Below are 21,790 nucleotides of genomic sequence, written 5' to 3' on the forward strand. Positions count from 1 at the left end.
ACGGCTGCCTGACTTTTCGCGCACTTTCGGGGGTTTCATGCTGCACGTTTATCAACGTCTGATGGACATACTTTATCTTTTCGCCATGTGGCTGGCGGGGATCGCCCTACTGCTGATGGTGGCGGTGATCCCTGTCGGGATCTTCGCCCGTTACGTCATGAACAGTGCCCTCTCCTGGCCGGAGCCGGTGGCTATCATGTGCATGGTGGCTTTTACCTTTATTGGCGCCGCCGTGGCCTACCGTTCAGGTTCACACATCATGGTCGCGATGGTCACAGACCGCCTGCCACCTGCGCTGAAAAAATTCTCCGCCCTGCTCGCCGACCTGATGATGCTGGCCATCAGCCTGTTTATCTTCTGGTACAGCCTGTTGTTGTGTAGCGAACTGTGGCAACAACCGGTGGCGGAATTCCCGCTGCTGACTGCCGGGCAAACCTATCTGCCGCTGCCTCTGGGTTCGGCGCTGACCGTGCTGTTTATCCTCGAGCAAATCCTTGCAGGCCCGCAGGCCCACCGCCCGGTGGTCCGGCTGGGTAATTCAGACGCCTGACGGCCCCTTTTCTGGAGCATACGTAATGGATGCCTTAATTTTGCTGTTAACGCTGGGAGTGATGCTTGCTATCGGCGTGCCGGTGGCGTACGCCGTTGGCCTGAGCGCCGTGGCTGGCGCACTGTGGATCGATCTGCCGCTGGAAGCGCTGATGATCCAACTGACCAATGGCGTAAACAAGTTTTCACTGCTGGCGATCCCGTTCTTTATTCTGGCCGGTGCCATTATGGCTGAAGGAGGGATCGCCCGGCGGCTGGTGAGTTTTGCTTATATCTTCGTCGGTTTTATCCGCGGCGGTTTGTCGCTGGTGAACATCGTAGCCTCTACCTTTTTCGGTGCTATTTCCGGCTCGTCGGTCGCGGATACCGCGTCTATCGGCTCCGTGATGATCCCTGAGATGGAGAAAAAGGGTTATCCGCGCGACTTCGCCGCCGCCGTGACCGCCAGCGGTTCGGTGCAGGCCATTTTGACGCCGCCCAGCCACAACTCGGTGATCTACTCGCTGGCGACCGGCGGTACCGTATCCATCGCGGCGCTGTTTATCGCCGGGATCCTGCCCGGCCTGCTGCTCAGCCTGACATTAATGGTGATGTGCGTGGTGTTCGCCCATAAGCGCGGCTATCCGAAAGGCGAGCGCGTACCGTTTAAGCAGGCGCTGAAAATCTTCGTCGATACCCTGTGGGGGCTGATGACGGTTGTGATCATCATGGGTGGCATTCTCAGCGGTATCTTCACCGCCACCGAATCGGCGGCTATCGCCTGCCTGTGGTCATTCTTCGTCACCATGTTTATCTACCGCGACTACAAATGGTCAGAGCTGCCAAAACTGATGTTCCGCACGGTGAAAACCGTCAGCATCGTAATGATCCTGATTGGCTTCGCTGCGAGCTTTGGCGCGGTAATGACCTATATGCAGCTGCCGATGCGCATCACCGAGTTTTTCACCAGCATCTCCGATAACAAATACGTCATTCTTATGTGGATCAATATCATGCTGCTGATCATCGGTACGCTGATGGACATGGCACCGATCATTTTGATCCTTACGCCGGTGCTGCTGCCGGTCATCCTATCCCTCGGCATTGATCCCGTGCATTTCGGCATGATCATGCTGGTGAATCTGGGGATCGGATTAATCACGCCGCCGGTCGGATCCGTACTGTTTGTCGCCAGCGCAGTCAGCAAACAGAGCATTGAGAAAGTGGTGAAAGCCATGTTGCCCTTCTACTGCGTCCTGTTTGCCGTGTTGATGCTGGTTACCTATATCCCGGCGATTTCCCTCACCCTGCCCAAACTGTTTGGGGTGTATACGGGGTAGACCGCAGGGGAAAGAGCCTGAAATTTTCTCATCCACGCGCCAAAACCTGCTTCGGCCCGAATCATCATGTTAAGTTAAAGAAAAAACCCGTGCCGCAAGGCGCGGGTGCAAAAATCATTAACAGGGTGAAACGGACATCATGGCTGCAAAAAAAACACACGCCTCAACGCATATTGAAACCCGGCTTGTCAGCGCCGGACGTGACAAGAAATTCACCCTGGGCTCGGTAAACGCCGTGATCCAGCGGGCTTCGTCGCTGGTATTTAACAGCGTCGCAGAGAAAAAACACGCCACTAAAAACCGCGCCAATGGCGAACTGTTTTATGGCCGTCGCGGCACGCTGACGCATTTCTCTTTCCAGGAGGCGATGGTCGAACTGGAGGGCGGCGCAGGGTGTGCCCTTTATCCGTGCGGAGCGGCGGCAGTCAGCAATGCGATCCTGTCATTTGTCTCAGCAGGCGATCACATTCTGGTGGCCGGTTCAGCCTATGAGCCGACGCAGGATTTCGCCGAAAAAGTGCTGCGCAAGCTTGGGGTCAGCACCACCTATTTCCCGGCTTCCATTGGCGAAGATCTCGGTTCACTGATGCAACCCAACACCAAGGTGGTGTTCCTCGAAGCGCCGGGCTCCATCACCATGGAGATGCCGGACCTGCCCGCTATGGTGCATTCGGTGCGAGCCGTTGCTCCTGATGTCGTTATCATGATCGACAACACCTGGGCGGCAGGGATCCTGTTTAAAGCGCTGGATTTCGATATCGATATTTCGATTCAGGCTGGCACCAAATATATCATCGGCCATTCCGACGCGATGATCGGCACCGCCGTCAGTAACGAACGCTGCTGGGAGCAGTTGCGCGAACACTCTTATCTGATGGGCCAGATGGTCGATGCCGATACCGCCTACGTCGCCAGCCGCGGCCTGCGTACGTTGGGTATCCGCCTGCGCCAGCATGAGGAGAGCAGCGTCCGCGTTGCACAGTGGCTCGAAGCTCGTCCGGAAGTCGCCGTGGTCAATCACCCGGCGTTACCCGGCAGCAAAGGCCATGAATTCTGGAAACGTGATTTCACCGGCAGCTGCGGGCTGTTCTCTTTCGTGCTCAAACAGCGGCTGACTTCCGCGCAGATGGCGGAATATCTCGACCATTTCGAACATTTCAGCATGGCATATTCGTGGGGTGGCTTTGAGTCATTGGTGCTGGCAAACCAGCCGGAGGAGATCCAGGCTATCCGCCCGGCCGAGACCGTCGATTTTACGGGGACGCTGGTGCGGCTGCATATCGGGCTGGAGCATTGTGAGGATCTGATTGCGGATCTGGACGCGGCTTTCGGCAGAATTGCAGCAAACCCGCAATGATTGCGACGGACGGCGCAGATCGGCGCAGTCTCTGTCGATATTTCGTCAGAAGAGTGTCCATAATCGGTCAGTATAAAATATAGCCTTGTTGCATAGACAACCGGGTTCTTATAACAAAACCGAATATTTCTGCCCAGGTTCACTGGCCTCAGATCAACCCCTAAAGGGAGGATCTGCGTTACACTGAACACGTGACAGTTTTTCACAGCACCCTGACAGGACAGTTTATGGCGGTACTTACCGATATTCTTCATGCACTTTGGCAGCACGACTTCAGCGTCCTCGCCGACCCAAAAGTTCTCTGGGTGGTGTATGCCGTATTGTTTATTACGTTGTTCCTCGAAAATGGCCTGCTCCCAGCCTCTTTCCTGCCGGGTGACAGCCTGTTATTACTGACGGGAGCCTTGATCGCCAAAGGTGTGATGAGTTTCATCCCGACACTGATCATTCTGGTGGTCGCCGCCAGCCTTGGCTGCTGGCTGAGCTACATTCAGGGCCGCTGGTTAGGGCATACCAAACTGGTGAAAGGCTGGCTATTGCAGCTTCCTGCGCACTACCACCAACGCGCCCACCAGATGTTTATCCAGCACGGCTTGATGGCGCTGCTGATTGGCCGTTTTCTGGCCTTCGTGCGCACCTTGCTGCCGACCATGGCCGGTATTTCAGGCCTGAATAATGCCCGCTTCCAGCTGTTTAACTGGCTTAGCGCGCTGTTGTGGGTAGGCGTGGTGATTTCACTGGGCTTTGCTCTCAGCCATATTCCGATCGTCAAACGCCATGAAGATCAGGTGATGGCCGGGCTGATGATCCTGCCAGTATTGCTGCTGGTGGTCGGGTTGGTTGGCGCACTGTTGGTGGTCTGGAAGAAACGAAAATGCCGCCTACCGGCCTGCGCCGGCGAGATAAAAACAAAACCCGCTGAATAGCGGGTTTTTTATGGCTGTTAGCGAATCAGCGTATCCGCCAGCGTCAGCGAATGGCCTTCCCGCGCCCGCGCCATTTCATCACTTGGCGTCACACCAAAGTAGCGCTTAAATTCGCGGCTGAACTGCGAAGCACTCTCATACCCGACCCGCAACGCCGCAGAGCTGGCTTTCAGCCCGTCGTACATCATCATCATGCGCGCTTTATGCAACCGGTAGGTTTTCAGGTATTGCAGCGGCGAGGTGCTGGTCACCGCTTTGAAATTGTGGTGGAACGCAGACACGCTCATGTTCACTTCACTGGCCAGCAGCTCCACGCTGAGGTTATCGGCATACTGGCTCTCAATGCGGCGCAGCGCTTTGGCAATCTGGCTGAAGTGCGTGTGGCGGTTGACGAGCGCCTGTAGCGCACCGCCGTTGTCACTGGTGAGCACCAGAAACAAGATCTCTCGGATGATTTGCGGGCCGAGGACTTTCGCGCGCAGCGGCCTCTCCATCACATCCAGCAGGCGTTCGGCAGCGCACAGGATGTCTTCATCCAGCACGCCGGAGCTGATTCCGGAGGATTGGTCTTTCTGCCCGGCAAACCCGGCCTCTTCCATATCCAGCAGCAGATCCTGCAACATGACGGTATTAATGCTTATCTGGATACCGGCCAGAGGCTGCTCGGCGCTGGCAAAGGTTTCACACTCAAACGGCAGCGGCACCGTGAGCATCAGATAGTTTTTCGGATCATAAGAGAAAGTGCGCTTACCTAGATAACCCATCTTGCTGCCCTGAAACAGGATCACCAGACCGGGGTTATACAGTACCGGCGTGCGCGGATGGTGGCGTTTGGTGTACATCAATGATACCTGAGGCACGATGGAATGGCTGAGCAACTTATCACCGCTCAACCGCGCAACCTGCGCCGCCAGATTGGCGCAAAGACTCTCAACATGTTCCATTCAGCACTTCCTTCACTCTCAATGATCCGGCATTGATTCTGCCATGAGCACGCCATTTTCTACAGTCTCCGGCAGAAACAGGCAAGTCTTAGGCAGGAATGAGCATGATTATGACGCGCGGATATTGTTAGTGTGGTGAGTATTGAGGGTCGTGGCAGAAATCGGCAGTAATGCTGTTAGCTGCTAGGCTTTAAAGAATCATTACACTATTTACGCCATTGGAGAGATTGCATGTCTACACCAACCGCTGCAGAAAATACCTTTAAAGCCTGGGCCGCTGCCGGTCCGCATCAGCCTCTGGAGTCCTTTCCTTTCGACGCTGGCCCGATAGGGGATGAAGAAATTGAAGTCGCGATTGATTACTGCGGCGTCTGCCATTCTGACTTATCAATGCTTAATAATGACTGGGGCATCACCCAGTATCCTTTCGTTCCCGGCCATGAAGTGGTGGGTAAAATTGTAAAAATCGGTGACCACGCACGCAACAAAGGACTGAAAGTCGGCCAGACCGTGGGCGTAGGCTGGAACCGTGGCAGCTGTATGCATTGCCATCCCTGTATTTCGGGCGATCAGCATCTCTGCCATGAGGTTGAGGCCACGATTGTAGGCCGCCACGGTGGCTTCGCCGATAAAATCCGCAGCCACTGGGCCTGGGCTATTCCACTCCCGGAAGGCGTCGACAGCACCAGCGCTGGCCCGCTGTTCTGCGGCGGCATCACGGTGTTTAACCCGCTGCTGCAGTTTGGCGTCCTGCCGACCCATCGCGTAGGCGTTGTGGGCATCGGCGGTCTGGGTCATATGGCCGTGCGTTTTCTGAATGCGTGGGGCTGTGAAGTCACTGCGTTTACCTCATCAGAAGCCAAGCGTGACGAAGCGTTGTCGCTCGGGGCTCACCGCGTCGTCGCCACCCGCGACAGCAAAGATTTGAAGAAAATCGCCGGGCAGCTCGATTTCATTATGGTGACCGCCAACGCCTCGCTGGACTGGGATGCCATTATCGGTGCACTGGCCCCGAAAGGCCGTCTGCACTTTGTGGGCGTGGTGCCCGAAGCCGTGCCGGTACACGTAATGGCGCTAATCAGCAAACAGGCCGAAATTTCCGGCTCACCGACCGGTTCACCGTCGCGGCTGGCCGATATGCTGGCCTTCTGTGCGCGCCACAAAATCACGCCACAAGTCGAGCACTTCCCGCTCAGCAAAATCAACGACGCAGTAAAACATTTGCATGATGGTAACGCGCGTTATCGCGTGATCCTGGATATGCATGCCTGATATGAGACGAAAGATCGGGATCCTGTCCCTCCACGGAACCCGGTTTCGTTAACCAGACGTAGAACGTAAGCGCAATTGATTGAAGGAGAAACTCATGGCAACGCAACCCATCATCAAACTTCACGATGGCAACAAGATGCCTCAGTTAGGACTCGGCGTATGGAAGGCCAGCAACGAAGAGGCGAGTAACGCCGTTACGACGGCGATCAACACCGGTTATCGCCACATTGATACTGCCGCCATTTATAAAAATGAGGAAGGCGTGGGCGAGGCGCTAAGTGGTATCAGCACGCCACGCGAAGAGTTGTTCATTACCACCAAGCTGTGGAATGACGATCAACTGAATGCGCACGACGCGCTGGAAACCAGCCTGAAGAAGTTACGTCTCGACTACGTTGATCTCTACCTGATTCACTGGCCGAAAGCCGATCAGGGCAATTTTGTCGAAGCCTGGAAGCAGCTGCAAAAACTGAAAGAACAGGGGCTGGCGAAAAGCGTAGGTGTCTGTAATTTCCATATTCCGCATCTGCAAAAACTGAAAGATGAAACCGGGATCTTCCCGGTAGTGAACCAGATTGAGCTGCACCCGTTACTGCAACAGCGCCAGCTTCATGCCTGGAACGCCACGCACAACATTGCCACCGAAGCCTGGAGTCCACTGGCACAAGGCGGCGAAGGAGTCTTCGACCAGCCGCTGATCCAAAAACTGGCGGAGAAATATGGCAAAACCCCGGCGCAGGTAGTGATCCGCTGGCATCTGGACAGCGGGCTGATCGTGATCCCTAAATCCGTGACGCCAAAACGCATCCGCGAAAACTTCGAAGTGTTTGATTTCAAACTCGAGAAGGAAGAACTGGCGGAAATCGCTAAACTGGATGCCGGTAAACGCTTAGGGCCGAATCCGGAAACGTTTTGATCTGCTCTGTTTTCTGTTCCATCTGAAAACCAAAAACCCGCCGAGGCGGGTTTTTTTATGCGCCGGATTTAAGCCGACGGCGTGATAACCATCTGTCCGGTGGAGCCGCGGTCGGCCATCTCCAGTGCTCCGCTGTAATAGAGGAACGGGAAATGGTCGTAGGATGGCTGGTTCAGGTAGACCAGCAGTTCGACGTCACCGTCGACCCACACGGTATCTTTGAAACCGGCATCTTCCACCAGCGGCGCGGCGCCGTTGACGCTTTTCACCAGGAAAGAGACGCCCTGAACATGGAACGGCTGCGGCATGTCGGCACGCACAGTCCAGCGCTCCCATGAGCCCTGCTGAGCCGTGAAGTCGATGCGGCTGATGTCCCAGATAGCGCCGTTGATGCCCGGCTGGCTGTCGCCAAGGCGGAATTCACGGGTACGGGAGACGCTGCCGCCGAGGATTTGGTCGGCCAGCAGGCGCATCGGAAGATTGTCGGTCACCAGCGGCAACAGGCCGGTGGGTTTCAACGTCAGCACCAGCGTGGAGACCAGAATACTCGAAGGTTCGAACAGGCCACGAATACGATCCATTACGCTGGCCGCTTCACCGGCGGTGATCGATACTTCGTCGCCCTGCGACATATCAATCAGCACTTCGCGGCGTTCGCCCGGCGCCAGCGATAAACGCTGTACGGTCAGAGGCGCAGGCAGGAAGCCGAGATCGGAACTCACGACGTGGAAAGCACGGCCGTCGGTGAGGCTGAGCTGATAGCGGCGGGCGTTAGAGGCATTGAGCAGGCGCAGACGCACCCAGCCACGGGAAACCTCGACAAACGGCCCCTGTACGCCATTGACCAGCATCGTGTCGCCAAAGAAGCCGCCGGACGCCGGGGTGTCGTACTGCGGTACACCGAAGTTGTCGAGACGCTTGTCCTGAATGATCACCGGGAAATCATCCACGCCGTAATGGTTTGGCAGCGGTAGATTCTTGCTGATCGGGTCTTCAATCAGCCACATTCCCGCCAGACCGTTATAGACGTGCGGTCCCATGCGGTTTGGCGTATTGGCGTGATACCAACAGGTGGCCGCGGGCTGACGGATAGGCAGCACCGGCGACCAGTCAACGCCCGGAGATATCATACGCGCACCGCCACCGGCCAGCGTTCCCGGAACCTGCAGGCCGCTGACGGTCATCGAGACCGGTTCAGAGAGACGGTTGCTGTAAATCAGTTTGACGTCATCACCACTGTAGACACGCACCGTCGGCCCGAGATACATGCCGTTGAATCCCCAGACCGGCGCTTTATTGCCACCGAGGAACGACCAGTGGGCCGACTGCATGGTCAGAAATAACGGTTGTCCGCGGCGTGATTCAATCAATGGAGGAACAGGCAATGCTGGTTGCGATCCACTCGCTTGTGCCCTCAGTGGCAATGCACCCGCGGCCAGAGCCAGTCCGGATGCTTGCAGAAACGAGCGACGACTGAGTGACATATTTTCTCCATGAAAACAAAATCAAAGCTGTGTAAATTGCCCCTGGCCATCATTGGCGGCGGGCGAAAAAGGAAGATTACTTTTTGGCCTTCGCAGCGGCTTCGCGCGCGGCGACTTCAGCGTCCAGTTCGGCAATCTTGTCGGCCATGATTTGGTGGCAATGATTGGACAGTTCACGCAGACGCTCTTTGCCATACTGCGACGTATCAATCGGCGGCAGCATTTCAACGATCACCAGCCCGTTAGACCAGCGGTTCAGCTTGATTTTATCATTGGTGTTGGACACACAAATTGGCACGATAGGCACTCCGGCAGAAATTGCCGCATGGAAGGCACCCGTTTTAAACGGCATCAGGCCACGGCCACGGCTGCGCGTCCCTTCGGGGAACATCCAGATGGAGATGTTCTTCTTATTAATGTGGTCTACCACCTGAGAAATGGTGGTGTGCGCTTTTGCGCGGTTCTCACGGTCAATCAGCAGGTTACCGGTCAGCCAGTAGAGCTGGCCAAAGAACGGGATCCACGCCAGGCTTTTTTTGCCGACGGTCACGGTTCTTGGCTGAACCACGGATGACACGGTCACCATGTCATAGTTGTTCTGGTGGTTGGCAATGTAGATACAGTTGCCGTAGTGCGCCGCTTCAGGCGGGATACGCTTTTCGACGGTAATTCCCAGAACCGGTGCCAGACGTCCGAACATATGGCCGAATGTCGCCACGTGTTTCGGGTTTCGCGGGCTGAACAGGCAGTAAATGCAGCCCAAAAAGGACAACAGAATCGAATAGATAACGACGATGATCAGACGCAAAATAAATAACATAACATCCTCTTAAGCATACCGCCGGAGCCAGCAGGAAACCTCGCCGTCTCCTTCCCTCCGCGCAGGGCTATTCTCAGGCCTCAGCCAGCGCTACACAACGGTTTTGTTTATACATTTGTAAAATCTTTGCGCTCTGCTGCAACTTCAGAAACGCCTGATTTTCACAAAGTATTCAGGGCACAAATGTGCCCTGAATTACCCGGCCGGGACCGGTGACTCGATGGCGTTACTCTTCGCTGTCACCCGCTGACTTACGCAGCGGAGACTCGGCTTCAACGCGATCGATACGCTGCAGGCCGCGTGGTAACAGCGTTCCTTTGCGTCCACGTTCTGCGCGGAATTTCTGTAACTCTTCCGGACGCAGCGTCAGTTTACGTTTGCCAACGTACAGGGTCAGTGACGTCTGCGGTGGCAACACCAGCAGCCAGACCAGTTTGTCTTCACCCGATGCCGCCTGTGCGGAAGGAATTGAAACAATTTTGTTACCTTTCCCTTTCGACAGCTGTGGCAGGTCGGCAACCGGGAACAGCAGCATACGGCCAGCGGCGGTGATCGACAGCAGCATGTTGTCCTCCCCGTGCAGTTCGATTGGCGGCAGAACTTTGGCGTTATCCGGCAAGGTGATCATCGCTTTACCGGCACGGTTGCGCGCCACTAAATCGTTGAAGGTACAGACGAAACCGTAACCGGCATCCGATGCCATCAGCAATTTTTGATCGTCTGGTGCCATCAGTACCTGTTCAATCGTCGCGCCCGGCGGTGGCGTCAGTTTACCCGTCAGCGGCTCGCCCTGCCCGCGCGCGGAAGGCAGCGTCATCGGATCCAGCGCGTAGCTGCGTCCAGTGGAGTCAATGAAGACTACCGGTTGATTGCTCTTGCCTTTAGCGGCGGCGCGGAAGCTGTCACCGGCTTTATAGCTCAGGCCGGTGGCGTCAATATCGTGGCCTTTGGCGCTGCGTACCCAGCCCATTTCAGACAGTACGATGGTCACCGGTTCAGACGGCACAAAGTCGTGTTCGCTCATGGCTTTGGCTTCTTCGCGCTCGGTGATTGGTGAGCGGCGGTCGTCGCCATAGGCTTCAACGTCAGCCTGAATCTCTTTACGGATAAGCGTGCTCAGTTTACGTTCTGAACCCAACAGCGCCTGCAGCTGATCGCGCTCTTTAGCCAGTTCAGCCTGCTCACCGCGGATTTTCACCTCTTCGAGTTTTGCTAAATGACGCAATTTCAACTCAAGGATGGCTTCTGCCTGGGTTTCACTCAGATCAAAGCGTGCCATCAGTACCGGTTTCGGTTCGTCTTCAGTACGGATGATATGAATAACTTCATCGATACTCAGGAAGGCAATCAGTAAACCTTCGAGGATGTGCAGGCGTTTGAGCACTTTATCGAGGCGGAAATTCAGGCGGCGGCGCACGGTATCACGACGGTAGGCCAGCCATTCTGTCAGGATTTCCACCAGCCCTTTCACCGACGGACGGTTATCCAGGCCAATCATATTCATGTTGATGCGGTAGCTGCGTTCCAGATCGGTGGTCACAAACAGGTGGTTCATTACCTGATCGAGATCGACACGGTTGGATCGCGGTACCACCACCAGGCGGGTTGGATTTTCGTGATCGGATTCATCACGCAAATCTTCCACCATCGGCAGCTTTTTATTGCGCATCTGGCTGGCGATCTGCTCCAGCACTTTGGCTCCGGACACCTGATGCGGCAAAGCGGTGATCACCGCGCTGCCATCCTCTTTGTGCCACACGGCGCGCATACGTACCGAGCCTTTGCCCGATTCATAAATCTTACGAATTTCGTTACGTGGAGTAATGATTTCGGCTTCGGTCGGGAAGTCTGGCCCCTGCACGAATTCCAGTAAATCTTCCAGCGTACTGCCCGGTTTTTCCAGCAGCGCAATCGCCGCGTTGGCCACTTCGCGGATATTGTGCGGCGGAATATCCGTCGCCATACCCACGGCAATCCCGGTGGTGCCGTTCAGCAAGATATTCGGCAGGCGCGCAGGCAGGGTTTTGGGTTCCTGCATGGTGCCGTCGAAGTTCGGCACGTAATTGACCGTACCCTGACCCAGTTCGCGTAGCAGCACGTCTGCATATTTAGACAGACGGGATTCGGTATAACGCATGGCGGCGAAGGATTTCGGGTCATCCGGCGCACCCCAGTTCCCCTGACCATCCACCAGCGGGTAGCGGTAAGAGAACGGCTGCGCCATCAGTACCATGGCTTCATAACACGCGCTGTCGCCGTGCGGATGGTATTTACCCAGTACGTCACCGACGGTACGGGCAGATTTCTTAAATTTGGCGTTATTGCTCAGGCCGAGTTCCGACATCGCATAAATAATGCGGCGTTGCACAGGCTTGAGGCCGTCGCCGATAAACGGCAGCGCGCGGTCCATGATCACATACATGGAATAGTTGAGATAGGCGTTCTCAGTAAACGTGTGCAGCGCTAAACGCTCTGTACCGTCATGAGTTATTTCGCTCATTGATTAATCCTCAGACCCGTGGCGTTATCGTTCTGGAAAATAAGGAGGCTCACACTTGCAGGGGGCGCAACAATGCCCGCAACGAGGCGATGATGCCCGCGATAGTACATCATCTGCCGCATTCCTGTCACAGTTGCTGTGATCCTGCCCGCGGCCATCAGGGTCAGTTGTTTAAAAAGTGGCTCAAAAATGTTCAGGATGCGTATTGTATCGGCCCTTTATTGCATTTTTGTCCATAGTCTTGTGCGCAAAGTCACATTTTTCTGCCTCGCCATTTTAAGTAAACTGTTGGACAACAGTTTATCAACGAGGCCCTACAGCATGAGCAATATCCTGATTATTAACGCCGGTAAAACCTTCGCCCACTCAAAAGGCGAGCTGAACAACAGCCTGACTGACGTCGGCTCCAGCTTCCTGCGCGACGCCGGCCACGACGTACGTGTCACCGTGCTTGAAGAGGGTTACGACCTTCAGGCCGAAATCGAAAGTTATCTCTGGGCAGACGCCATTATTTATCAGCAACCGGGCTGGTGGATGGGTATGCCGTGGACCCTGAAAAAATATATCGATGAAGTCTTCACCGAAGGCCACGGCAAACTGTACGCCAGCGATGGCCGTACCCGTTCAGACGCGTCACATAAATATGGTTCAGGCGGCCTGTTGCAGGGCAAGAGCTACATGCTCTCGGTGACCTGGAATGCTCCGCTTGAAGCTTTCGAAGATAAAGAGCAATTCTTCCACGGCGTGGGCGTTGACGGGGTATATCTGCCGCAGCATAAAGCCAACCAGTTTATCGGTCTTGAGACCCTGCCGACCTTCATGTGTAACGACGTAATGAAGCAACCGAACGTTGAGCGCGATTTTGCCCGTTACCGTGCACACCTTGAATATGTGTTTGGTCAGGCTTAAGTTTACACTTCGCATTCATGTTTTTCTGACAGGCACTAAGGGAATTTTATGATCACTGTTATTGCCGAAATCAAAGTAAAACCGGGCCGCCGCGACGCGGTTCTGGAAAAAATCATCGCGCTGTTGCCAAGCGTTCTCGAAGAGAAAGGCTGCCACCGCTATGAGCCCTACGTTGATTTCAACGGTCAGATCCCGTGGCGCAAAACCGTCCCTGACTCCATCTTCATGCTGGAAGACTGGGAAAGCCTGGCGCACCTTGAAGCGCACCAGCAGGCGACGCATATGAACAAGCACCGCGAAAACATCAAAGCCGACGTTCTGGATGTGGTGATCCATATTATCGAGAAAGCATAATTTTGATGTGAGATCTACAATTTGAGATTTCATAAAGCAAAAAGCCGGAGCTGCAAAGCGTCCGGCTTTTTTATGGAACAAGATAAAGGATCAGACGTCCAGTTCGGCAGTGTCGCCTTTTTCCTGTAACCAGTTACGGCGGTCTTCAGAACGTTTCTTCGCCAGCAGCATATCCATCATGCGCAGGGTCTGATCGATGTTCTCTTCGTCAATGGTTAGCTGCACCAGACGACGGGTATTCGGATCCAGCGTAGTTTCACGCAGTTGCAGCGGGTTCATTTCACCCAGACCTTTGAAGCGCTGGACATTTGGTTTGCCCTTTTTGCGTTTCAACTGATCCAGTACGCCCTCTTTTTCCTGCTCGTCCAGAGCATAAAACACCTCTTTGCCCAGATCGATGCGGTACAACGGCGGCATAGCGACGTAAACGTGTCCACCGCGCACCAGAGAACGGAAGTGACGGACAAACAGCGCACACAGCAAAGTAGCGATGTGTAAACCGTCGGAGTCCGCATCCGCAAGAATACAGACCTTGCCGTAACGCAGCTGGGTCAGATCTTCGCTGTCAGGATCGATGCCGATCGCCACAGAGATGTCGTGCACTTCCTGCGAGGCCAGAACTTCGTCCGAAGAGACTTCCCAGGTGTTTAAGATCTTACCCTTGAGCGGCATAATTGCCTGATATTCACGATCGCGCGCCTGTTTGGCGGAGCCGCCTGCAGAGTCCCCTTCCACCAGGAAGAGTTCTGTCATGTTCAGATCTTGTGAGGTACAGTCGGCCAGTTTGCCGGGCAACGCCGGGCCGCTGGTCAGCTTTTTACGCACCACTTTCTTGGCAGCGCGTAAACGACGCTGCGCACTGGAAATACACAGTTCGGCCAGCTGCTCGGCAGCCTGCACGTTCTGGTTCAGCCACAGGCTGAAGGCATCTTTCACGACGCCGGAGACAAATGCGGCGCACTGACGCGAAGAGAGACGCTCTTTGGTCTGCCCGGCAAACTGTGGGTCCTGCATTTTCACCGAGAGCACATAGGCACAGCGCTCCCAGATATCTTCTGCCGATAGTTTCACGCCGCGCGGCAGAATATTGCGGAATTCACAGAACTCGCGCATCGCATCAAGCAGCCCCTGACGCAGGCCGTTGACGTGCGTACCGCCTTGCATGGTTGGGATCAGGTTAACGTAGCTTTCAGTCAGCAGTTCGCCGCCTTCCGGCAGCCACAGCAGTGCCCAGTCAACCGCTTCAGTATCACCGGCAAAGGCGCCGACAAAAGCTTTTTCCGGCAGGGTGATCAGACCGTTTACCGCTTCCATCAGGTAGTCAGTCAGGCCATCTTCGTAGCACCAGCGCTGCTCGGTGTTGTTCACCTTGTCTTTAAAAATAATCTCAACGCCCGGACACAGAACCGCTTTGGCTTTCAGCAGATGGCTGAGACGGCTGACCGAGAAACGCGGGCTGTCGAAGAAACTGACGTCTGGCCAGAAGTGGACGCTGGTGCCGGTATTGCGCTTACCGCAGGTGCCGGTAACGTGCAAATCCTGCACTTTATCGCCGTTCTCAAACGCCATTTCATACACTTCACCGCCGCGTTTCACCGCGACTTCAACCCGTGTTGAAAGGGCGTTGACCACGGAGATCCCCACGCCATGAAGGCCGCCGGAAAACTGGTAGTTCTTGTTGGAGAATTTGCCGCCTGCATGGAGGCGACAAAAAATCAGTTCAACGGCGGGCACGCCCTCTTCCGGGTGAATATCCACAGGCATACCGCGACCGTCATCGATCACTTCCAGAGACTGGTCAGCGTGCAGGATCACTTCAATGCGTTTTGCATGACCCGCTAATGCTTCATCGACGCTGTTGTCGATCACTTCCTGACCGAGATGGTTCGGTCGCGTGGTGTCGGTGTACATGCCGGGGCGACGACGCACCGGTTCCAGACCGCTGAGGACCTCTATGGAATCCGCGTTATAAGTTGATTGGCTCATCGTTGAATATTCGTGGCTCATAGGTTGGGAAACATTCGTTGGGCGGGCGATGCGCTGTCTTGGGGCGGATTGTCATCCGGGGGAAACTCACCCTGACGATTCAGTCCGATGCCAGACCCAGGAAATCAATAATCGACGAAAAATGACGTTCGAAGCCGACAAAAGTATGATTTCCCTCAGGTTCGACCGTCTGTCGGCAGGTGGTGTAATACGCCACGGCCTGACGGTAATCGAGGATTTCATCGCCCGTTTGCTGAAGTAACCACAGTAAATCCGGTGACTCCAGCGGTTCGACCTGCATGACTTTCAGATCGTAAACGTGGCGTGACTCTAACACATATTGCTGCCCGGTGTAGGGGTTCTCGTTCTGCCCTAGGTAGTCGATCAGCAGCTCAAAAGGCCGCACCGCAGGGTTGACGACCACGGCAGGCACCATGAAACATTGGGACAGCCAGGTGGCGTAATACCCCCCCAGCGAAGACCCCACAATACCCAGTTTGCGGCCGGATTTTTGCATCACCAGTGATTCAAGTTGCTCCGCAGCATCGGAGGGAAAAGGCGGCAACTGCGGTACCACCATTTCAATGTGCGGATGGTGTTCCGCCAGCCAGTTTTTTAACAACGTGGCCTTCGCCGACTGCGGTGAACTATTGAAACCGTGGAGATAAAGTAAGGTACTCATTCGTAACCGTCCGAATCGGTATCCGGGCTGAACTCATCGGTGTCCAGCCTGAACACCTGCGTCTCCACGCTGCCATCTGGGCAGAGATCGAGATATCGCCAGCCGGGTGCGGCCGTATCGATGGTAAAATTGGTACAGTGCGGTTTGAACTGAACGCAGGTCGAGGGTGTGGCATACAGGCGTTTGCCGTACCAGTCGAGATCCAGCTCCTGATGAATGTGACCGCACAGCAAGGTGTTCACCTTTGGATAACGCGTCAGCACGTTGGCCAGCATGTGCGCATTGCGCAAACTGTGCTGATCCAGCCAGGTACAGCCTGACGGCAACGGATGGTGATGCAACATGATCAGGGTGAAACGCTCGGGATATTCATCCAGACAGCGCTCCATCCATTCGAGCTGATATTCACTGACATGACCATGCGGCACACCAAACACCTGAGTGTCGAGCAGCAGCACCTGCCAGTTATCGCCGAGTAATACCTGCTTGGACGGATGAATACCGGCCTCTTGCAGCGCATCAACCATTGCAGGCTGGAAATCGTGATTTCCGGGCAGCCAGACACAAGGCGCGGGCAGTTCATTAATGCCGCAGGCAAAATGGCGGTAGGCTTCAAGCGATTGATCCTGCGCCAAATCGCCGGTCGCTGCGATGATATCGACCTCGCAGTTCTGTGCTTTTATTGCGTCCAGCACAGCGCGATAGCTGCGGAAAGTGTTCACCCCCAGCAGCGTTTCGTTCTCACCGGCGAAAAGATGAGTATCTGTGATTTGCAGAATTCTGACGTTGGCCCCATTCACCAAAGACAGTTTAAACAGGCTTTCCAAGTTGTGTCCTTTGTCGTTGAAGTCTGTCTAACAAACCGGAACGGCCATCGCTCCATGCGCAAGGCAATAACGCAACCAGTCAGCAAGGAACTGGTTAATTTGATGCTTTTCATCGCGCTGATGCAACTTTTTATTAGGATAATCATAGCGCGCTTTGAAGCGAAAGATCTGCTGACTCGCACACACTTCAGCAACCATAGCGTCGTGATACAGGCGCACGGTCAGTGACGGGAGGCTCCAGTAGCTGACCGCAGGTGCGGTCTGCTTTATCTCAACCAGAGTGGTGTAACGCGTAGATTCTACAATCGTCAGACGGTACGTTGCGCTACTCACCTGATAAGTTGCCGTTTCGCCGACTTCATCATTACGCGGCATTAAACGGCGCAGTTGTGCGAAATTGGTTTCACACAATCTCATCATTTCAGGAAAATCAGGGGTATAGCGCTTAATCATTAGTGGGACCACTCTTTTCTCAGGGATTCATGGTGCAGAGCCAGCCACTGCAAAGCAATCACTGACGCAGCATTATCAATTACTCCTTCCTCCACCCAGCAGTAAGCTTGTTCACGGCTCACCACATGCACGCGGATGTCCTCATTTTCAGCCGCCAGGCCGTGAATTCCCTGTGCCGTTGTTGCGTCGACTTCACCCACCATAATTGACAGGCGCTCACTGGTGCCGCCCGGGCTGGCGAGGTAGCTCAGTACGGGTTTACAGCGTCCAACAACGATATTAGCTTCTTCCAGCGCTTCGCGCCGTGCGACGTCTTCTACCGTTTCGCCTTCCTCAATGATACCGGCGACCATTTCCAGAAGCCATGGGGTATCACTGGAATCAATGGATGGAATACGGATTTGTTCGATTAAAACCACTTCATCACGCTGCGGATCATAGGGTAATAACACGGCGGCGTGGCCGCGCTCGAAAACCTCACGCACCACTTCTGCGCTCATTTCACCGCTAAACAGACGATGGCGAAACCGATAGGCGATAATTGAAAAAAAACCTTTATAGCGCGTCTCACGTGCAATAATTTCTACATCATCCTGACCGAAAGTCACTGGTGAACCTTTTATCGAAGACATCTCGCTTCTCCCTTATTTCCTCACACAGACAGATTATCGTCATTTGAGGTCAATTTGATGAAAATGCGCTAATAATAATCAGGCACGTTTGTGGTAGATTGAAACTAATTTGGGCGGTAAGGCACGTAAAGCCACTCAGTCCTTCCGCCAGTCTCTGATAGAATCCGCGTCTATTGGTATTTTGACAGCGTCACCATAACAACATTGCTGCACAACAAGGAATGCAAATGAAGAAACTGCTCCCCCTTCTAATCGGACTGAGCCTGGGCGGCTTTAGTGCGATGAGCCAGGCTGAAAACCTGATGCAGGTCTATCAGCAAGCCAGGGAAAGTAACCCGGATCTGCGCAAATCTGCCGCCGACCGTGATGCTGCATTCGAAAAAATTAACGAATCGCGCAGCCCATTATTACCGCAACTCGGATTGGGTGCGGATTATGATTATACCAACGGCTACCGTGATGCGAATGGTGTTAACAGCAATGTGACCAGTGCGTCCCTGCAATTGACCCAAACCATTTTTGATATGTCGAAATGGCGTGCACTGACCCTGCAGGAAAAAACGGCCGGTATTCAGGACGTCACTTTCCAGACCGCTCAACAGGCGTTGATTCTGAATTCGGCGACAGCTTACTTCAACGTGTTAAGCGCGATTGATTCCCTGTCCTACACCGAAGCACAGAAACAGGCTATCTACCGTCAGTTAGACCAGACCACCCAACGTTTTAACGTGGGTCTGGTTGCTATTACTGACGTGCAGAACGCCCGTTCACAATACGACACCGTATTAGCTAACGAAGTAACTGCCCGTAATAACCTCGACAACGCACTGGAATCTTTGCGTCAGGTTACCGGGGTTTACTACCCGCAGCTCTCTTCACTGAATATCGACAGCTTCAACACGCAGAACCCGCAACCGGTCGCCAGCCTGTTGAAAGAAGCAGAAAGCCGCAACCTGAACTTGCTCTCTGCCCGCCTGTCCCAGGATTTGGCCCGTGAGCAGATCCGGTACTACCAAACTGGCCACATGCCGACAGTTAATCTGACGGCGTCTACTGGTCTTAGCAACACCAAGTACAACGGTTCTAACACCGGTTCTGGTAGCTATCAGGACAGCGATGCAGGGCAGAATAAAGTCGGCATCAACTTCTCCCTGCCCCTGTATACCGGCGGCTCGGTGAACTCTCAGGTCCAACAAGCGCAGTACAACTTTGTGGGTGCCAGCGAGCAGCTGGAAAGCGCACATCGTTCTGTTGTGCAGACCGTGCGTTCTTCCTTCAACAACATTTCTGCGTCTATCAGCAGCATCAACGCCTATAAACAAGCCGTTGTTTCTGCACAGAGTTCATTAGACGCGATGGAAGCCGGTTACCAGGTCGGTACCCGTACCATCGTTGACGTGCTGGATGCGACGACAACGCTGTACAATGCCAAACAACAGCTGTCAGCAGCACGTTATAACTACCTGATTAACCAGTTAAATATTAAATCTGCGTTAGGTACGTTGAACGAAAATGATCTGATGGCGCTGAACGGTGCGTTAGGCAAAGCGATCCCGACTACGCCGGACGCTGTAGCACCTGAAAATCCACAGCAGGACGCGTCTGCAGACGGTTACGGTAACAACCCGACTGCGGCTCCGGCCCGGAAAAACGTGCAGGCTGAGAAAGTGAGCTCACCGGTGGTCAACCGTACTCCGGCCACCACCAGTAGCAGCAACACCAGCAGCGCGAAGAAAAGCGGTAATCCATTCCAGAACTGATCGGGTTATAGCCTTTTTCGATATAAGCAGCCTTCCGGGCTGCTTTTTTTTGCCCGCATCACAGCCTTTCGTAAAGTCTCGTAACAATTGACCCTGACTGCTTTAACATTAACCGTCTTTACCCTATTCTTACGCTCTACTGGGAAAGGGCAAAAAAGCCCTACACATGGGATATATACGATGAAACGGACACAACACATCAATCTGGCTACCTTCCGGAAATCCTGGCGTAGCTACCGCATTACCCCTGTCGCTATCGCCGTCAGTGCCGTATTTATGCTTTCAGGCTGTGAAAAAACCGATGAGACCGTCTCGCTGTACCAAAACGTAGACGATTGCTCAAAAGCCAATCCGTCTAACAGCGCGCAATGTACCGTGGCTTACGACGCAGCCAAAAAAGAAGCAGAAAAAACCGCGCCAAAATATGCCAGCCGCGAAGAGTGTGTGGCTGAATTCGGCGAAGGCCAGTGTACGCAAGCTCCGGCTCAGGCGGGCATGGCAGCACAACCGCAGCAGAGCGGCAGCTTCTGGATGCCTCTGATGGCCGGTTATATGATGGGCCGCATGATGGGCGGCGGCGCGGGCTTTGCTCAGCAGCCGCTGTTCACCTCTAAAAATGCCGCCAGCCCGGCCAACGGCAAATTTGTAGATGCCACCGGTAAAAGCTATGGCCCGGCGACTGCAGGCGGACGCACCATGACCGTGCCGAAAACCGCGATGGCGCCAAAACCTGCAACTACCAACACAGTGACCCGTGGTGGCTTTGGTGAGAGCGTGGCAAAACAGAACGCCATGCAGCGCAGCTCAGCCTCTACGACGCGTTCACCTTCACGCAGCATGGGTGGCTAAGAGGCCGCCATGAAACGTTTAGCGATCGCAGAGCGCCCGGACTGGCGCGAAAAAGCTACCGAGTTTGGCTTCAATTTTCACACCATGTATGGCGAACCCTACTGGTGTGAAGATGCTTACTACCAGTTCACGCTGGCCCAGATTGAAGAGATCGAGGACGCCACCGCTGACATTCACCAGATGTGTTTGAAAGTGGTGGAAAAAGTCATTAGTGACGATACGCTGATGGCGAAATTCCAGATCCCAAAACACGTCTGGGAGTTTGTCCGCACGTCATGGAAAACTCAGCAGCCTTCGCTCTATTCCCGTCTGGATCTGGCCTACGACGGCGTTAACCCGCCGAAGTTGCTGGAAAACAACGCCGACACTCCGACGTCGCTGTATGAAGCTGCTTTTTTCCAATGGCTGTGGCTGGAAGAGCAAATCGCCGCAGGCAAACTGCCGCCGGATGCTGACCAGTTCAACAGTATGCAGGAGAAGTTGATCGAGCGTTTCAGCGAGCTGAAAAGCCAGCACGGCTTCTCATTGCTGCATTTCGCCTGCTGCGAAGACACCGAAGAAGATCGCGGTACGGTGCAATATCTGCAAGATTGCGCACTGGAAGCGGAACTTGCCAGCGAGTTTCTGTTTATCGAAGAGATCGGCCTTGGTGAACGTGGTCAGTTTACCGATCCGCAGGATCAGGTGATCAGCAACCTGTTTAAGCTCTATCCATGGGAGTTTATGTTCCGCGAAATCTTCTCCACCAAGCTGGAAGATGCGGGCGTTCGCTGGCTGGAGCCCGCCTGGAAAGCGATTTTGTCGAATAAGGCGTTGCTGCCACTGCTGTGGAAAATGTTCCCGGATCACCCGAATCTGCTGCCGTCCTATTTCGCAGAAGATGCTCATCCAGAGATGGACCACTATGTGATTAAACCGCTGTTTTCACGCGAAGGTGCCAATATCCGCATCATCGAGAAAGGACAGGAAGTGGCGAGCGTTGACGGCCCCTATGGCGAAGAGGGCATGATCGTCCAGCAGTTCCACCACCTGCCAAAATTCGGCGACAGCTATACGCTGATCGGCAGCTGGCTGGTCAACGATCAACCTTGCGGTATTGGCCTGCGTGAAGACAAAGCGCTGATCACGCAGGATCTGTCACGTTTCTACCCGCATGTGATCGTCGGTTGATCTTTCGGATCGCCCCATAAAAAACGGAGAGCGAATCACGTCACTCTCCGTTTTTTTATCCCTGCTTTTTATCACGAATAA

At 54.4% G+C, this 21,790-nt stretch carries 20 protein-coding genes; 11 read left to right on the forward strand and 9 right to left on the reverse strand.

Annotated elements, in window-relative coordinates; translation table 11 throughout:
* The first annotated feature begins 37 nt into the window (after positions 1-37).
* The 4 genes from ACZRKO_RS16545 (at position 38) to ACZRKO_RS16560 (ending at position 4,151) form a co-directional block, all read left to right on the forward strand.
* Positions 38-550 carry a TRAP transporter small permease gene (locus tag ACZRKO_RS16545; protein WP_463738341.1) on the forward strand — a complete coding sequence of 171 codons (513 nt, stop codon included), beginning with the start codon at positions 38-40 and terminating at the stop codon, positions 548-550.
* 25 nt (positions 551-575) lie between these two features.
* Positions 576-1,868, forward strand: a complete 1,293-nt coding sequence (locus ACZRKO_RS16550) for a TRAP transporter large permease (protein ID WP_463738342.1) — start codon at positions 576-578, stop codon at positions 1,866-1,868.
* 139 nt (positions 1,869-2,007) lie between these two features.
* The gene (metC, locus tag ACZRKO_RS16555; RefSeq protein ID WP_463738343.1) at positions 2,008-3,225 is read left to right on the forward strand and encodes a cystathionine beta-lyase; all 1,218 of its coding nucleotides are present in this window, start codon (positions 2,008-2,010) and stop codon (positions 3,223-3,225) included.
* A gap of 227 nt (positions 3,226-3,452) precedes the next feature.
* On the forward strand, positions 3,453-4,151 hold the full coding sequence (locus ACZRKO_RS16560; protein WP_463738344.1) for a DedA family protein: 699 nt from the start codon (positions 3,453-3,455) through the stop codon (positions 4,149-4,151).
* 17 nt (positions 4,152-4,168) lie between these two features.
* Here ACZRKO_RS16560 and ACZRKO_RS16565 read toward each other — a convergent pair whose 3' ends face one another.
* The gene (locus ACZRKO_RS16565; protein WP_463738345.1) at positions 4,169-5,095 is read right to left on the reverse strand and encodes an AraC family transcriptional regulator; all 927 of its coding nucleotides are present in this window, start codon (positions 5,093-5,095) and stop codon (positions 4,169-4,171) included.
* Positions 5,096-5,326: 231 nt separating this feature from the next.
* Between ACZRKO_RS16565 and ahr the strand changes: the two genes are divergently transcribed.
* Entirely contained in the window at positions 5,327-6,367 is a 1,041-nt protein-coding gene (gene ahr, locus ACZRKO_RS16570) for an NADPH-dependent aldehyde reductase Ahr (protein ID WP_463738346.1), read from the forward strand.
* A 94-nt stretch (positions 6,368-6,461) separates the two neighbouring features.
* Positions 6,462-7,283, forward strand: coding sequence for a 2,5-didehydrogluconate reductase DkgA (gene dkgA, locus ACZRKO_RS16575; RefSeq protein WP_463738347.1), 822 nt, complete (start codon positions 6,462-6,464; stop codon positions 7,281-7,283).
* A 68-nt stretch (positions 7,284-7,351) separates the two neighbouring features.
* Here dkgA and ftsP read toward each other — a convergent pair whose 3' ends face one another.
* The 3 genes from ftsP to parC form a co-directional block, all read right to left on the reverse strand.
* The gene (ftsP, locus tag ACZRKO_RS16580; RefSeq protein WP_463738348.1) at positions 7,352-8,767 is read right to left on the reverse strand and encodes a cell division protein FtsP; all 1,416 of its coding nucleotides are present in this window, start codon (positions 8,765-8,767) and stop codon (positions 7,352-7,354) included.
* 76 nt (positions 8,768-8,843) lie between these two features.
* Positions 8,844-9,587, reverse strand: a complete 744-nt coding sequence (locus ACZRKO_RS16585; RefSeq protein WP_463738349.1) for a 1-acylglycerol-3-phosphate O-acyltransferase — start codon at positions 9,585-9,587, stop codon at positions 8,844-8,846.
* A 226-nt stretch (positions 9,588-9,813) separates the two neighbouring features.
* Positions 9,814-12,087: a DNA topoisomerase IV subunit A gene (gene parC, locus ACZRKO_RS16590; protein WP_463738350.1), complete on the reverse strand. Its 2,274-nt coding sequence runs from the start codon at positions 12,085-12,087 to the stop codon at positions 9,814-9,816.
* Positions 12,088-12,408: 321 nt separating this feature from the next.
* Between parC and ACZRKO_RS16595 the strand changes: the two genes are divergently transcribed.
* Positions 12,409-12,996 (forward strand): NAD(P)H-dependent oxidoreductase, encoded by a 588-nt coding sequence (locus tag ACZRKO_RS16595; protein WP_463738351.1) that lies wholly within the window; start codon positions 12,409-12,411, stop codon positions 12,994-12,996.
* Between the two features lie 48 nt (positions 12,997-13,044).
* Positions 13,045-13,350, forward strand: a complete 306-nt coding sequence (locus tag ACZRKO_RS16600; protein ID WP_463738352.1) for a putative quinol monooxygenase — start codon at positions 13,045-13,047, stop codon at positions 13,348-13,350.
* 90 nt (positions 13,351-13,440) lie between these two features.
* Here ACZRKO_RS16600 and parE read toward each other — a convergent pair whose 3' ends face one another.
* From parE to nudF, 5 genes are all read right to left on the reverse strand, one after another.
* Entirely contained in the window at positions 13,441-15,336 is a 1,896-nt protein-coding gene (parE, locus tag ACZRKO_RS16605) for a DNA topoisomerase IV subunit B (RefSeq protein ID WP_463738353.1), read from the reverse strand.
* Positions 15,337-15,436: 100 nt separating this feature from the next.
* Positions 15,437-16,018, reverse strand: a complete 582-nt coding sequence (gene yqiA, locus ACZRKO_RS16610) for an esterase YqiA (RefSeq protein ID WP_463738354.1) — start codon at positions 16,016-16,018, stop codon at positions 15,437-15,439.
* Entirely contained in the window at positions 16,015-16,845 is an 831-nt protein-coding gene (gene cpdA / locus ACZRKO_RS16615) for a 3',5'-cyclic-AMP phosphodiesterase (RefSeq protein ID WP_463738355.1), read from the reverse strand. Before cpdA ends, yqiA begins: the two co-directional genes overlap by 4 nt.
* 27 nt (positions 16,846-16,872) lie before the next feature.
* Complete coding sequence (locus ACZRKO_RS16620; RefSeq protein ID WP_463738523.1) at positions 16,873-17,295, reverse strand: DUF1249 family protein; 423 nt, start codon at positions 17,293-17,295, stop codon at positions 16,873-16,875.
* 2 nt (positions 17,296-17,297) lie between these two features.
* Positions 17,298-17,930 carry an ADP-ribose diphosphatase gene (nudF, locus tag ACZRKO_RS16625; RefSeq protein ID WP_463738356.1) on the reverse strand — a complete coding sequence of 211 codons (633 nt, stop codon included), beginning with the start codon at positions 17,928-17,930 and terminating at the stop codon, positions 17,298-17,300.
* Between the two features lie 227 nt (positions 17,931-18,157).
* Between nudF and tolC the strand changes: the two genes are divergently transcribed.
* The 3 genes from tolC (at position 18,158) to ACZRKO_RS16640 (ending at position 21,709) form a co-directional block, all read left to right on the forward strand.
* Positions 18,158-19,690 carry an outer membrane channel protein TolC gene (gene tolC, locus ACZRKO_RS16630; protein ID WP_463738357.1) on the forward strand — a complete coding sequence of 511 codons (1,533 nt, stop codon included), beginning with the start codon at positions 18,158-18,160 and terminating at the stop codon, positions 19,688-19,690.
* Positions 19,691-19,870: 180 nt separating this feature from the next.
* Entirely contained in the window at positions 19,871-20,539 is a 669-nt protein-coding gene (locus ACZRKO_RS16635; RefSeq protein WP_463738358.1) for a DUF1190 family protein, read from the forward strand.
* Between the two features lie 9 nt (positions 20,540-20,548).
* The gene (locus tag ACZRKO_RS16640) at positions 20,549-21,709 is read left to right on the forward strand and encodes a glutathionylspermidine synthase family protein (protein WP_463738359.1); all 1,161 of its coding nucleotides are present in this window, start codon (positions 20,549-20,551) and stop codon (positions 21,707-21,709) included.
* Positions 21,710-21,790: the final 81 nt, after the last annotated feature.

The sequence above is a fragment of the Ewingella sp. C233 genome, assembly GCF_055407225.1.